Annotated in this window: 11 protein-coding genes; 7 read left to right on the top strand and 4 right to left on the bottom strand. The window is 71.9% G+C overall.

Annotated features, from left to right (window positions below; all coding sequences use genetic code 11):
- Nucleotides 1–34 precede the first annotated feature (34 nt).
- Nucleotides 35–1,876 carry a Xaa-Pro dipeptidyl-peptidase gene (locus ACZ63J_RS46405; RefSeq protein WP_465401535.1) on the top strand — a complete coding sequence of 614 codons (1,842 nt, stop codon included), beginning with the start codon at nucleotides 35–37 and terminating at the stop codon, nucleotides 1,874–1,876.
- On the opposite strand, the gene ACZ63J_RS46400 is transcribed toward ACZ63J_RS46405, so the two are convergent.
- Genes ACZ63J_RS46400 through ACZ63J_RS46385 form a run of 4 tightly spaced genes read right to left on the bottom strand, consistent with a single transcriptional unit; the run spans nucleotide 1,873 to nucleotide 4,688 of the window.
- Nucleotides 1,873–2,595, bottom strand: coding sequence for a hypothetical protein (locus tag ACZ63J_RS46400; RefSeq protein WP_465401534.1), 723 nt, complete (start codon nucleotides 2,593–2,595; stop codon nucleotides 1,873–1,875). The genes ACZ63J_RS46405 and ACZ63J_RS46400 overlap by 4 nt on opposite strands.
- Before the next feature lie 4 nt (nucleotides 2,596–2,599).
- Nucleotides 2,600–3,793, bottom strand: a complete 1,194-nt coding sequence (locus ACZ63J_RS46395) for a cation:proton antiporter (RefSeq protein WP_465313482.1) — start codon at nucleotides 3,791–3,793, stop codon at nucleotides 2,600–2,602.
- A 7-nt stretch (nucleotides 3,794–3,800) separates the two neighbouring features.
- Nucleotides 3,801–4,283, bottom strand: a complete 483-nt coding sequence (locus ACZ63J_RS46390; protein ID WP_465313483.1) for a cation:proton antiporter regulatory subunit — start codon at nucleotides 4,281–4,283, stop codon at nucleotides 3,801–3,803.
- A 36-nt stretch (nucleotides 4,284–4,319) separates the two neighbouring features.
- Entirely contained in the window at nucleotides 4,320–4,688 is a 369-nt protein-coding gene (locus tag ACZ63J_RS46385) for a DUF4267 domain-containing protein (protein ID WP_465339064.1), read from the bottom strand.
- 112 nt (nucleotides 4,689–4,800) lie between these two features.
- Here ACZ63J_RS46385 and ACZ63J_RS46380 point away from each other — a divergent pair, with 112 nt between their 5' ends.
- The 6 genes from ACZ63J_RS46380 to ACZ63J_RS46355 all read left to right on the top strand — a co-directional run bounded on the left by ACZ63J_RS46380 (nucleotide 4,801) and on the right by ACZ63J_RS46355 (nucleotide 14,213).
- Nucleotides 4,801–5,346, top strand: coding sequence for a TetR/AcrR family transcriptional regulator (locus ACZ63J_RS46380; protein ID WP_465401563.1), 546 nt, complete (start codon nucleotides 4,801–4,803; stop codon nucleotides 5,344–5,346).
- 241 nt (nucleotides 5,347–5,587) lie between these two features.
- Nucleotides 5,588–6,292, top strand: coding sequence for a (d)CMP kinase (gene cmk / locus ACZ63J_RS46375; protein WP_465313656.1), 705 nt, complete (start codon nucleotides 5,588–5,590; stop codon nucleotides 6,290–6,292).
- Entirely contained in the window at nucleotides 6,289–6,948 is a 660-nt protein-coding gene (locus ACZ63J_RS46370; protein ID WP_465401533.1) for a lysophospholipid acyltransferase family protein, read from the top strand. Before cmk ends, ACZ63J_RS46370 begins: the two co-directional genes overlap by 4 nt.
- Nucleotides 6,949–6,964: 16 nt before the next feature.
- Nucleotides 6,965–8,434: a ribosome biogenesis GTPase Der gene (der, locus tag ACZ63J_RS46365; RefSeq protein ID WP_465339061.1), complete on the top strand. Its 1,470-nt coding sequence runs from the start codon at nucleotides 6,965–6,967 to the stop codon at nucleotides 8,432–8,434.
- Between the two features lie 327 nt (nucleotides 8,435–8,761).
- The gene (locus ACZ63J_RS46360) at nucleotides 8,762–12,700 is read left to right on the top strand and encodes a Pls/PosA family non-ribosomal peptide synthetase (RefSeq protein WP_465401532.1); all 3,939 of its coding nucleotides are present in this window, start codon (nucleotides 8,762–8,764) and stop codon (nucleotides 12,698–12,700) included.
- A gap of 91 nt (nucleotides 12,701–12,791) precedes the next feature.
- Nucleotides 12,792–14,213, top strand: a complete 1,422-nt coding sequence (locus ACZ63J_RS46355; protein ID WP_465401531.1) for a M1 family metallopeptidase — start codon at nucleotides 12,792–12,794, stop codon at nucleotides 14,211–14,213.
- Nucleotides 14,214–14,215: the final 2 nt, after the last annotated feature.

Raw genomic sequence — 14,215 nt, 5'->3', positions numbered from 1 at the left:
GGCGCGAGCCCGCCGCCGCTGCCAGCGTGGAGCCATGCGATCCGGTCTGGCACTGCTCGCGCTCATCCTCTTCACGACGTTCCTCCCCGGGGTGGCGCACGCGGCGCCCCGGGCGAGCGAACCGGTCTACGACTACACGAAGGCGATCCGCGAGACCGTCTGGGTGGACATCGGCCACGACGGGGACGGTGACGGCAAGCCCGACCGCGTCGCCGCCGACATCGTGCGGCCCGGTGAGGCGACCGGCCGCGTCCCGGTGATCATGGACGCGAGCCCGTACTACTCGTGCTGCGGGCGCGGCAACGAGAGCGAGCTGAAGACGTACGACAGCGCCGGGAAACCGGTGAAGTTCCCGCTGTTCTACGACAACTACTTCGTGCCGCGCGGGTACGCTGTGGTGCTCGTCGACCTGGCCGGGACGAACCGGTCGGCCGGCTGCGCGGACGTCGGCGGCAGCTCCGACGTCGACTCGGCGCGCAAGGTCGTCGACTGGCTCAACGGCCGCGCGACCGGGTACAGCGCGAAGACCGGTGGCAGCGCCGTGAGCGCGGGCTGGAGCACCGGGAACGTCGGCATGATCGGGAAGTCCTACGACGGCACGATCGCCAACGGCGTCGCGGCGACCGGGGTCGCCGGGCTGAAGACCATCGTGCCGATCTCCGCGATCAGCTCCTGGTACGACTACTACCGCTCCGACGGCGCGACCTTCGGCTTCAACCCGGACGGGCTGGCGCAGACGGTCGAAGCGCGCAACAGCGGCCAGAACTGCTCGGCGCAGAACCAGGTGCTCCGGCAGGGCGCGACGGCCAACGGCGACTACGGGCCGCTCTGGGCCGACCGAGACTACGTCACCCACGCGGGCAACGTGCGGGCGAGCGTGCTGCTGTCCCACGGGGTCAACGACCTCAACGTCAAGACGATCCACTTCGGGCAGTGGTGGGACGCGCTCAAGGTCGAGAAGAAGATCTGGCTGTCGCAGACCGGGCACGTCGACCCGTTCGACTACCGCCGCGACGGCTGGGTGGACCTGCTGCACCGGTGGTTCGACCACTACCTGCTCGGCCTCGACAACGGCGTCCAGAACGGGCCGCAGGCCAGCGTCGAGCGGCAGCCGGACCAGTGGGTGGACCAGAGCGCGTATCCGGCCGCCAACGCCGTGGCCACGGCACTGCGGCCGCACACCGGCGGCACGCTCGGGACAGCGGCCGCGAGCGGGACGGCGTCGTTCACCGACAACCCGAACCTCGGCGAAGACACCTGGGTGACGAACCCGGGCACCGCCGCGCTGACCTACTCGACCGGAACGCTGGCCTCGGCCCTGCAGGTGTCCGGGACGTCGAAGATCACGGTGACAGCGACGCCGAGCACGGCGTCGGCGCGGCTTTCGGCGCTGCTGGTGGACCTCGGCACGGCGACGATCCGCAACTTCGCGGGCAGCGGCGAGGGCATCAAGACCGGGACCACGGAGAACTGCTGGGGCTCGTCGACGACGGGCGACGACGCCTGTTACCGCGTGGCGTCCGCGGACGTGAAGAAGGTGAACTACACCATCCTCAGCCGCGGCTGGGCGGACCTCGCGAACTACGCTTCCCTGTCCCAGGAACAGGTCCTGACGCCGGGCACGCCGTACACGATGACGTTCGACCTGGCTTCCACGGACCACGTCGTGCCGAAGGGCCACGCGCTGGCGCTGGTCATCGGCGGCACGGACGGCAGCTTCATCCGCGGGCCGGCCCAGCCGGGCCGGGTGACGCTGGACCTGGCGAAGACGTCGGTGTCGGTCCCGCTGGCCGGAGTCGTCCCGGCGGCCTCGACCCACCCGTCCCTCGGCGGTGGCGTGTTCGTGCCGTCGGCGGGCCGGGCGGACCTGCGCTAGTCGTACTCGCGGGAAAGGACGTCGACGCGGCCGGTCGAGTGGTCGGCCCGGACGGTGTCCAGGCCCATGCCGTCCAGCTCGGTGATGGCCGAGGCGTGCGCCGTGGTGTTCAACGGCAGCATGCCCACCGGGGTCCCGCCGCCGGTGTCGGCGACCATGGTCTCCATCAGCCGGTCCGCCGACGCCGAGGGCAGGTCCTCGTCGACGGCGATGTGCACCAGCAGGTGTTCCCTCGCCGTGTCGGGCCGGCGCGCGTGGGAGACCCACACCGTGCGGACCGCCGGGAACTCGCGGATCCGGCGCATCGCGGCGTCGCGCAGGGCCACCGCCGCCGGGTCGCGCGACCAGGTGAGCTTCAGCCGCTCGCCCGGGAGCTGCTGCCCGCGTTCCTCCAGCGTCCGCCGCAGCAAGGGCGCGGGCACCCGGGCCCAGCCGCCCGGCGAATGGAGCGCCAGGGTCTCGACCCCGGTGTGCACGACGATGTCCAGCAGCCGCACGGCGTCGCAGTGGACGGCCCCGGCCGCATCGGGAAGCTGGTCCGCGCAGTAGGCCTCGCTGACGAAGCCCGGGATCGCGGGCGTGCCGTCGTCGTTCCGGGAGAACAGCACGGTGCCGTCTTCGCGCACGGGGACGTAGACGCCGTGGTCGGCCAGCGCGGCCAGCACCTGCTGCCCGTCGCGGTCCGGGCGGTCGAGGACGGTGGCCAAGTCCGGGTTCATCGCGTCAGCTTGCCTCAGCGGGAGCGGTCTTCGCAGCCGATTTCCGTTGCAGGGCGCGGGAGACCGGCTCGACGACGCGTGCGGCCGTCGGGCCGAGGATCGCCATCAGCAGGACGTAGGCCGTGGCCAGCGCCGCCAGTTCGCCGTCCACCGCGCCCGCCGTCACCGCCAGGCCCGCGATCACGATCGAGAACTCGCCCCGGGCCACCAGCGCCGCTCCGGCGCGCGCCCGGCCCATCTTCCCGATGCCCTGGCGGCGCGCGGCCCACCAGCCGGTGCCGACCTTGGTCAACGTCGTCACCACGGCCAGCACGACGGCCCAGCCGAGCACCGGCGGGATCGACGCCGGGTTCGTGTTGAGGCCGAACACCACGAAGAACACCGCGGCGAACAGGTCCCGCAGCGGCTCGAGCATGTGCGTCGCGTTCTCCGCCGTCGAGCCGGAGATCGCGATGCCGAGCAGGAACGCGCCGACCGCGGCCGACACCTGCATCGCCGACGCCAGCCCGGCCACCAGCAGCGCCGCGCCGAGGACCTTGAGCAGGAACACCTCGCGGTCCGGGCTGTCGACGGCCGCCGAGACGTACCGGCCGAACTTCAGCGCGATCACCAGCACCACCGTGATCACCATGAGCGAGATGCCGACGGCTTCCAGGCCGCCGAGGAAGCTGACGCCGCCCAGCACCGCGGTGAGGATCGGCAGGTAGAGCGCCATCACCAGGTCTTCGAAGACGAGGATCGACAGCACCACCGGCGTCTCGCGGTTGCCGAGCCGGCCGAGGTCGCCGAGGACCTTCGCGACGATCCCGGACGACGAGATGTAGGTGACACCCGCCATCACCATCGCGCCGACCGGGCCCCAGCCCAGCAGCAGCGCGACGGCCGCGCCGGGGGCGGCGTTGAGGACGATGTCGAGCACCCCCGCCGTCCAGGAGCGGCGCAGCCCGGTGAACAGCTCGGCCGCGGAGTACTCCAAGCCCAGCAGCAGGAGCAGGAGGACAACGCCGATTTCGCTGGCCAGGTGGGTGAAGCCGCCGATGTCGGTCAGCGGGATCAGCCCGCCGGAGCCGAAGCAGAGGCCGCCGAGCAGGTAGAGCGGGATGGGGGAGAGGCCGATCTTCCCGGCCAGGCGCCCGAGTGCGCCCAGCACGAAGAAGACCGCCCCCAGTTCGATCAGGGACAGCGCGGTGTGGTCCATCGTGCGCTCAGCCGTACTTCAAGATCTTGACGGCGGCCTCGAGACCTTCGCTCGTCCCCACCGCCACCAGCAGGTCGCCGCCGGTGAGGGCGAAGTCCGGCGTGGGCGAGGGGTGGACCTGACCCGCCCGCGCCACCGCGACCACCGAGACGCCGGTGCGCGTGCGCATCGCGGTGTCGCCGAGCGTCCGGCCGTCGAACGGGCCGGACGGCTTGATCGGCAGCTGCTTCGTGCTGATCCCCGGCAGGTCCTGGTGCTCTTCGGTGAGCTGGGCGACCAGCTGCGGCGCGCCGAGCAGGTTGGCCAGCGTGCCCGCCTCGTCCGCGGTCAGCGGGATCGAGGCGGCGCAGGCGTCGGCGTCATCGGCCTTGGACACGATGAGCTCGGTGTGGCCGTCCCGCTGGGTCACGACGCCGATGCGGCGGCCGGTCCGGGTGCTGAAGTCCTTGCGGACCCCGATGCCGGGCAGGGGAGTTACTTCGACGTTCACCCAACCACCGTAACCCACGTGTCCGATTCGCGACGTTCAGCCGAGCAGGAGCAGGGCGGCCGCGACGACCATCACGAGGGCGGTCGAGCCGTGGACGCCGAACGCGATGGCCTTCTTCCCGCGGTGGCGCAGGATGATCAGCATGTCGAAGAGGGGCCAGACGGCCGCGGTGAGGATGACCCAGCCCAGCGCGTGCGGGTCGCCGTAGAGCATCAGGGCCAGCGGGACCAGGCCCGCGCCGACGTCGCGGCCGCCCTTGACGTTGAGGAAGCTTTCGGCGTTTTCGGGGACCTCGGTGAACCCGAAGCCGGCGGCGATCTTGGCCGGCGCGAAGAGGTAGTTGAGGCCGACGTAGATGATGCCGAGCGAGACGATCCCGACGAGGACGTAGCCGGTGACGAGCATGGTGTTCCCTCCAGTTTTCTAGCGTTGCTAGCGATACTAGCAACGCTAACTTAGCGGCGCTAGTTTGTCTAGCAGTGCTAGTATCACCGGTATGACCCAGCGACAGCGCCGAGTGCGCGACCGGACCGAGCGCGGGCAGCGGATCGTCTCCGCGGCCCGCGAGCTCGCCGAAGCGGAGGGCTGGGACGCGGTCACCACCCGGAAGCTGGCGGCGCTGATCGAGTACAGCCAGCCGGTGCTCTACAGCCACTTCCCCGGCGGCAAGGACGCGATCATGACGGCGGCCGCGCTGGAGGGCTTCGGCGAGTTGGCGACGGAGCTGGCTTCGGCTGGCGACGGCGGCGTGGCGGGGGTGTCGGCGGCGTACGTGGCGTTCGCCGGGGCCAGGCCCGCGTTGTACGACGCGATGTTCACGCTGGCTTCGGAGCTGCCGTTCGCCCGGGACGAGACCCCGGACGTGATGAAGGCCTGCTTCACGGGGCTGCTGGCGGTGATCGAGCCGGTGGCGGACGGCCAGGACGCGGGCGCGCTGACGGAGGTGTTCTGGAGCACCCTGCACGGTTTGGTGACCCTGGACCGCGGCGGCCGCCTATCCCCGGAGTACCGGAAGGAACGGCTGGCGCTGGTGGTCACCCGCTTCGGCGCGCGGGGCGACTGATCCGGGCCTGCTCGCGTGCCTCGAGGGGACGGCTCGCGCGACTGGAAGGTCGACACGCGGTACCCAAACGGTCGGTTCACGTGACTGGAGGGTCGACTCGCGTGATCGGGGGGACGACAAGGCGCGAGTCGTCGCGCGCGGGGCGACTGATCTCCTCCGCGGCCCGACCGGCAGAATGGACCCCGGCGGAGACCAGGACGAGTACGCGAGGAGAGTGCCGGTGACGGGAGCCCTACGAGGTGTGGTCGCGCTGGACGGCCCGTCGGGGACCGGGAAGACCACCGTCGCCCGCAAGCTCGCCCAGCGCCTCGGCGCCGGGTACCTCGACACCGGCGCCATGTACCGGATGGTGACCCTCGCCGTGCTGCGGGCGGGCGTCGACCCGGCCGATCCCCAAGCCGTCGCGCAGCTCGCCGACACCGCCGACTTCGCCATCGGGACCAGCCCCGACCGGCTCGAGATCCGGCTCGCCGGCGAGGACGTCGCCGCCGACATCCGGGGGCCCGAGGTCACCAAGGCCGTTTCGCCGGTCTCGGCCGTGCCGCACGTGCGTGAACTGCTGGTCGCCCGGCAGCGGCGGATCATCGGCGAGGTCCTCGAGGGGCTCGGCGGCATCGTCGTCGAAGGCCGGGACATCGGCACCGTCGTCGCGCCGGACTCGCCGCTCAAGGTCTACCTGACGGCGTCGGCCGACGTCCGCGCGTCGCGGCGCAGCACCCAGGACAGCGCGGCCGGGCGGAAGTCGTCCGTGGCCGACGCCCTGGCGAGCGTCGAGCGGCGTGACCACCTCGACTCCACCCGCGTTACGTCGCCGCTGCGCGCGGCCGACGACGCCGTGCACGTCGACACGTCGGAACTGTCCATCGACCAGGTGATCGTCGCGCTCAGCGAACTGGCCAGCCACCGCGGCCTGCTGGCGGGGTGCAACGCCGAGGTCGCGCGATGAAAGCTGACGGACTGCCCGAGGGCTCCGTCGGCTGGCTCCACGACGCCGGGCGGCTCGTCGGCCGGTACCATCTGCGGGCGGTCTTCCGGATCCGCGTCCACGGCCGCGAGCGCATGCCGGCCACCGGGCCGGTGCTGGTCGTGGCGAACCACAGCTCGTTCGTCGAACCGCAGCTGATCTTCGGAATGCTGCCGCGGCGTTCGGCGTTCCTGGTCAAGGCCGAGCTGTTCACCGGGATCGTCGGGAAGTTCTTCCTGGCGATCGGGCAGATCCCGCTCAAGCGCGGCGAGATCGACCGCAAACCGCTGATGACGGCGGTCGGCGTGCTGAAGGACGGCGGTGTGGTCGGGATCTTTCCCGAGGGCACCCGCGGCGCCGGTGACGTCGGCGCGGCCGAGCGAGGCGCGGCGTGGCTGGTCCGGGCGTCGGGCGCGGTCGTGCTGCCGGTCGCGACGCGCGGGACGCTCAAGCCCGCGGACGGCAGGCGGCGCTGGCGCCCTCGCGTGGACATCCTCGTGGGGGAGCCGTTCTCGCCGAAGGTCGGCCCCGGCAAGACCGGGCTCGACCAGGGCACCGAAGAGCTCCGCGGGGAGCTCGCGGCGCTCGTGAAGACTTTGGACGATTGGCGCGGCGAAAACGGATTCGCCACGCCATAAGGGAAATTGGGTTCTGATGGATGAGTTGGACGGCGTCGGCGAGATCGACGGCACCTGGTCGGACGAGACCGAGTTCGCCAGGCTCGACGCGCAGATCGAGGCGGCGGAAGCAGCCGAGGAGGCGGCTCTCGCGCAACCGGTCCTCGCCGTGGTCGGCCGGCCGAACGTGGGCAAGTCCACGCTGGTCAACCGCATCATCGGCCGCCGCGAAGCCGTGGTGCAGGACGTGCCGGGCGTGACCCGTGACCGCGTCGCCTACGACGCCTTCTGGGGCGGGCGCAAGTTCACCCTGGTCGACACGGGCGGCTGGGAGCCGGACGCGACCGGGCTGCAGGCCTCCGTCGCCGCCCAGGCCGAGCTGGCGATGCAGACCGCGGACGCGATCCTGCTGGTGATCGACGCCTCGGTCGGGGCCACGGCCACCGACGAAGCCGCGTCCAAGGTGCTGCGCCGCTCGAAGAAGCCGGTGCTGCTGGTGGCGAACAAGGTGGACGACGACCGGCTGCTCGCGGACACCGCGTCGCTGTGGTCGCTCGGCCTCGGCGAGCCGCACCCGGTCAGCGCGCTGCACGGCCGCAGCTCCGGCGACCTGCTCGACGCCATTCTCAAGACCCTGCCCGAGGCGCCGCGCGAAGGCGTCGCCGCGACGTCGGGCCCGCGGCGCGTCGCGCTGGTCGGGAAGCCGAACGTCGGCAAGTCGAGCCTGCTGAACAAGCTCTCCGGCGAGCAGCGCTCGGTGGTCGACTCGGTCGCGGGCACCACCGTCGACCCGGTCGACTCGCTGGTCGAGCTGGACGGCGAGACCTGGCGGTTCGTCGACACGGCGGGCCTGCGCAAGCGCGTCAACTTCGCCGCCGGCGCCGAGTACTACGCCTCGCTGCGCACCAAGACCGCGATCGACGCGGCCGAGGTCGCGGTCGTGCTGCTGGACGCGGGCGAGCCCATCTCGGAGCAGGACCTGCGGGTGCTGACCATGGTCGTCGAGGCCGGGCGCGCCTGCGTCCTCGTGTTCAACAAGTGGGACCTGGTCGACGAGGACCGGCGGCACGCGATGGTCCGCGAGCTGGAGCGCGGCCTGGTCCGCGTGCCGTGGGCGGAGAAGGTCAACGTCTCGGCGCTGACCGGCCGTTCGGTGCGCAAGATCGCCCCGGCGCTGCGGACGGCGCTGGCGTCGTGGGACAAGCGGGTGCCGACCGGCCAGCTCAACGCGTGGCTGTCCGACCTGATCGCGGCCACCCCGCCGCCGGTGCGCTCCGGCAAGCAGCCGAAGGTGCTGTTCGCGACGCAGGCGGGCATCCGGCCGCCGACGCTGGTGCTGTTCACCACCGGCTTCCTCGAGGCGGGCTACCGCCGCTTCATCGAGCGCAAGTTCCGGGAGCGGTTCGGCTTCGAAGGCAGCCCTGTTCGGGTGAATGTGCGCGTCCGCGAAAAGAAGGCAAAGCCGAAGGTGGGCGGAAAAGCGGCGCGGCCCGCCAAATCCCGGTGATTTCCTGACCCGTTTCGGGGAACACACGGGCCTGAATGGACGACACGCGTGTCTGGAGGGACGACACGGCGCTCGGGCGAATCTTCGGCCGGGTGTCGTGTCGACCGGGCAATCGTGGGCGTGAGTGCTCCGTCACAGGTGTTCGTCCGGGCTGCGTGAGGTCCGACACTCCTTTGTGACCCTGGAGATATCTTTCGTTCATCTTGGGTTAGAGTGGAAGGTCGTTGCGGGCGCCTCATTCCGGAGTGCAAGCCCGATAGAGGCTCGCGGAAGGTGAGTGATGGGCTTGCGCGCCCATGGTTCTGTGCTGCACGGGGTGACCGGGCGATGACCGTCACCGTCGAACCTGCTGAATCGGCCGCGGAAATCACCGCGCCGCTCGCATGTGTCGCCGAGGTGACGCACGCGCCCTCGACGGCCCCGGTCGCCGACCGGGCCCTCTTCTGGTCCGGTCTCGGCGCGAGCGAGCGCACGCTGCTCGACATCCTCGCCGTCACGGCCGAGCGCCACCCCAACGCCGCCGCGATCGACGACGGCGCCACCACCCTGACCTACCGCCGGCTCCTCGAAGAGATCGACGCCTACGGCCGCCGCCTGCGCGGGTACGGCGTCGGGGTCGGCGACCGCGTCGGCATCCGGATCTCCTCCGGCACCGCCGAGCTGTACGTCGCGATCCTCGCCACCCTGTCCGTCGGCGCCGCCTACGTGCCGGTCGACGCGGACGACCCGGACGAGCGCGCCGAGCTGGTCTTCGAAGAAGCCCAGGTCGCGGCCGTGGCCACCGACGGCAAGATCACCGTCCACAGCACGCCCGGCGGCCGTGAGGGCACCCCCGGCCCGGGCGAGGACGCCTGGATCATCTTCACCTCCGGCTCCACCGGCAAGCCCAAGGGTGTCGCGGTCACGCACGCCTCCGCCGCCGCGTTCGTCGACGCCGAAGCCGAGCTGTTCCTCGCCGAGGAGCCGATCGGCCCGGGCGACCGCGTGCTGGCCGGGCTGAGCGTCGCCTTCGACGCCTCCTGCGAAGAGATGTGGCTGGCCTGGCGCCACGGCGCCTGCCTGGTGCCGGCGCCGCGCGCGCTGGTCCGCACCGGTGTCGACCTCGGCCCGTGGCTGGTCGCGCAGCAGATCACCGTCGTCTCGACCGTGCCGACGCTGGCCGCGCTGTGGCCCGCCGACGCCCTCGAAGACGTTCGCCTGCTCATCTTCGGCGGCGAAGCCTGCCCGCCGGAGCTGGCCGAGCGCGTCGCCGTCGAAGGCCGCGAAGTCTGGAACACCTACGGCCCCACCGAAGCCACCGTCGTCGCCTGCGCCGCGCAGCTGACCGGTGAAGGCCCGGTCCGGATCGGCCTGCCGCTGTCGGGCTGGCAGCTCGCCGTGGTCAACGACGAGGGACAGCCGGTTCCCATGGGCGAGACCGGTGAGCTGGTCATCGGCGGGGTCGGGCTGGCCCGCTACCTCGACGCCGCGAAGGACGCCGAGAAGTTCGCGCCGCTGCCGTCGCTGGGCTGGCAGCGTGCCTACCGCTCGGGGGACATGGTCCGCGCGGAAGCCGACGGCCTGCTGTTCCTCGGCCGGCTCGACGAGCAGGTCAAGCTCGGCGGCCGCCGCATCGAGCTGGGCGAGGTCGACGCCGCGCTGCAGGCCCTGCCGGGTGTGCAGGGCGCGGCCGCCGCGATCCGCCGCACCAAGGCCGGCAACCAGGTCCTCGTCGGGTACGTCGTGCCCGCCGCGGGCGTGCCGTTCGACCACGAGCAGTCCGCGACCCGGCTGCGCGAGCACCTGCCCGCCGCGCTGGTCCCGCTGCTCGCCGTCGTCGAAGACCTGCCGACCCGCACTTCCGGCAAGGTCGACCGCAACGCCCTCCCGTGGCCGCTGTCCACTGTGGACGCCACCGGGCTGTCGCCGACCGAGACGTGGCTCGCCGAAGGCTGGGCCGAGATCCTCGGCGTGTCGGTCGACGACCCGAAGGCCGACTTCTTCACCCACGGCGGCGGCAGCCTGACCGCTGCCCAGGTCGTGGCGCGCATCCGCACCCGGCACCCGCAGGTGTCGGTCGCCGACATCTACGCCCACCCGAGGCTGGGCGCGCTGGCCGCGATGCTGGACGCGCTGAGCGGCCAGGCCACCGAGCGCCGCGACATCGCGCCGACCCCGCGTCGCGCCGGAGTCATCCAGACGGCCCTGATGGTCCCGCTGATGGGGCTGGTCGGCCTGCGCTGGGCGACGCTCGCCGCCGCGCTGTCGAACATCCTGGCGCTGCTCGGGTTCGCCTGGGCGCCGACGCTGAACTGGGCGTGGATCGGCCTGGCCTGGGTCGTGCTGTTCAGCCCGGCCGGCCGGATCGCGATCGCCGCGGGCGGTGCCCGGGTGCTGCTCTCGGGCGTGCGCCCCGGCACCTACCCGCGCGGCGGGAGTGTCCACTTGCGACTGTGGACGGCCGAGAAGCTCGCCGAGTTCAGCGGCGCGGACAGCGTCGCCGGCGCGTCCTGGATGACGACGTACGCCAAGGCGCTCGGCGCGCGGATCGGCAAGGACGTCGACCTGCACTCGCCGCCGCCGGTCACCGGTTTCCTCAAGCTGGGCCGCGGCGCCGCGATCGAGCCCGAGGTCGACCTGACCGGCCACTGGGTCGACGGCGACGTCGTGCACATCGGCAAGGTCCGCGTCGGCGCGGAAGCCCGCATCGGCGCGCGCAGCACGCTCTTCCCCGGCGTCCGGATCGGCAAGGGCGCGGAGATCGCGGCCGGGTCGACCGTGCGCGGTGTGGTGAAGGCCGGTCAGCACTTCGCCGGTTCGCCCGCGGCTCCCGTCGGGAAGGACGGCAAGGACGCGAAGGACGCGCTGAAGTGGCCGTCGAGCCGTCCGCCGCGGTCGCACTTCTGGGCCACGGTCTACGGCGCGACGTCGCTGCTGCTCGGTTTCCTGCCGGGCATCGCCGCGCTGGCCGGTGTCGCCGTGCTCGGCTACGCGATCGACGGCGCCCCGACGCTGCTCGCCGCCTTCACCCAGGCGCTGATCTTCGTGCCGGTCGCGACCGCCGCGTACTTCCTGGCCTACATGCTGCTCGTGCTCACCGGGGTCCGGTTGCTGAGCATCGGCATGGTCGAGGGGTACCACCCGGTGCACGGCCGCGTCGCGTGGCAGGTCTGGGCCACCGAACGCCTGATGAGCATGGCCCGCGAAGGCCTGTTCCCGTTGTACGCCAGCCTGTTCACGCCGGTGTGGCTGCGGCTGCTCGGCGCGAAGGTCGGCCGCAACGTCGAGGCGTCGACCGTGCTCGCGCTGCCGAAGATGACCAAGGTGGACAGCGGCGCGTTCCTGGCCGACGACACCATGGTCGCCACCTACGAGCTCGGCCACGGCTGGCTGCACGTCGCCCCGGCCCGGATCGGCAAGCAGGCCTTCCTCGGCAACTCGGGGATGACCGCGCCCGGCCGTTCGGTGCCCAAGCGCGGGCTCGTGGGTGTGTTGTCCTCGACGCCGCTGAAGGCGAAGAAGGGCTCGTCGTACCTCGGCATGCCGCCGCTGCCGGTGCGCCGCGCGATCGGCGACGCCGACACGAGCCGCACCTACACCCCGGCGTTGCACCTGAAGGCGGCGCGGGCGCTGGTCGAGCTGTGCCGGATCATCCCGGTCATGTGCGGGGTCGCGCTGACCGTCACGGTCGCCTTCGGGCTGCTGTGGGCGGCGACGGTGTTCGGCTTCGGGATCGCCCTGCTGCTCGCGGGCCCCGCCCTGCTGGCCGCCGGGATCGTCGCGGCGCTGACCGCGACCGTCATGAAGTGGCTGCTGGTCGGCAAGTTCCGCGAGGTCGACCACCCGCTGTGGAGCTCGTTCGTCTGGCGCAACGAGCTGGCCGACACCTTCGTCGAGGCCCTGGCGGTGCCGTGGCTGATCGGCTCGATCGGCGGCACCCCGCTGCTGAGCGCCTGGCTGCGCACGATGGGCGTCAAGATCGGCCGCGGGGTGTGGCTGGAGACGTACTGGCTGCCCGAGGCGGACCTCGTCGAGCTCGGTGACGGCGCGACGATCAACCGTGGCTGCGTCGTCCAGACGCACCTGTTCCACGACCGGATCATGAGCATGTCGCGAGTGGTGCTCGGCCAGGGCGCGACCCTCGGCCCGCACGGCATCGTGCTGCCGGGCGCCGGCATCGGCGCGCGCACGACGGTCGGCCCGGGGTCGCTGGTGACCCGCGGCGACGAGGTGCCGGCCGACACCCGCTGGCTCGGCAACCCGATCTCCGCGTGGACGGGTAAGTAGAAGGTCACGAAGTACCCGCCTGGCTCGCCGGACTCACCCGTGTCGTGCGAGCCTGGTTTGGTACGTCGGCACGAGGAAAGGTTCGACACGGGTGATTGCGAAGGCTCCTGCTCCGGCACCCGGCGCGGACACCTCCGGTGATCCCTACCTCCCGACCCACGGCAACGGCGGCTACCGGGTCCGGCACTACGACCTGACCCTCGACTACAAGGTGGCCCCGAACCGGCTGTCGGCTTCGGCGGTGATCACCGCGGAGGCGACGCAGGCGCTTTCCCGGGCCAGCTTCGACTTCGCCGACTTCCGGATCAACCGCGTGCTGGTCGACGGGAAGCCCGCGAAGTACCTGAAGCGCGGCCCGAAGCTGCACGTCAAGCCGGCGCGGTCGATCCCGATGGGCGCCGCGTTCACCGTCGAGGTCCACTACGTCGGCAACCCGCGCCCGGTGGGCAGCCGCTGGGGTGACGTCGGCTGGGACGAGCTGACCGACGGGGTGCTCGTGGCGAGCCAGCCGGTCGGCGCGCCGTCGTGGTTCCCGTGCAACGACCACCCGTCGGACAAGGCGACCTACCGGGTGAGCATCACGACGGCGTCGCCGTACCTGGTCGCGATCACCGGCGACCTGGTCGACCGGTACACCTCGGCGAGCACCACGAAGTGGGTCTACGAACGCTCCGAGCCGACCGCGACGTACCTGATGAGCGTCCAGATCGGCCGTTACGACGACGTCGACCTCGCCGGCGGGGGCTGGTTCTCGCGCGTGGGGGCGGCCGCGCGCCGGCTGAGCGTCGACATCGGGCGCACGAGCGGGCAGGTGGAGGCGGTCCACGAGACGGTGCCGCAGCGGGCGGCCGTGCCGCCGCGGCTGCGCCGGCTGTTCGACCGCGACTTCGGGCGGCAGGGCCGGATGATGGAGGTCCTGCAACGGCTGTTCGGCCCGTACCCGTTCGGCGAGTACGTCGTGGTGGTCACCGACGACGACCTCGACGACCCGATCGAGGCCCAGGGCATGTCGATCTTCGGCGCCAACCACGTCGACGGCCGCCGCACGCACGAGCGGCTCGTGGTGCACGAGCTGGCCCACCAGTGGTTCGGCAACAGCCTGACGGTGGCCGACTGGCGTCACATCTGGCTCAACGAGGGTTTCGCGACGTACGCGGAGTGGCTGTGGTCGGAGGAGTCCGGCGGCCAGTCCACGCAGACGCTGGCCCGCGGCTGGCACACCCGCATCAAGGCCAAGCCCGCCGACGTCCGCATCGCCGACCCGGGGGTGTCGCGGATGTTCGACGAGCGCGTCTACAAGCGGGGAGCCCTGACGCTGCACGCGCTGCGCGCGGAGATCGGCGATCCGGCGTTCTTCGCGCTGCTGAAGGCGTGGACGGGCGAGCACCAGCACGGCCTGGTCACGACGGACGCGTTCGTGCTGATGGCGGAGACGTACGCGGGGCGGTCGCTGACGCCGTTCTTCACCCGCTGGCTGATGACGCCCGCCTTGCCGCCGCTGCCCGGTCCGTAGAC

Source organism: Amycolatopsis sp. NPDC104863 (assembly GCF_055582965.1).
The sequence above is the reverse complement of the archived record's forward strand: the minus strand, read 5'-3'. Positions and strand labels throughout refer to the sequence as shown.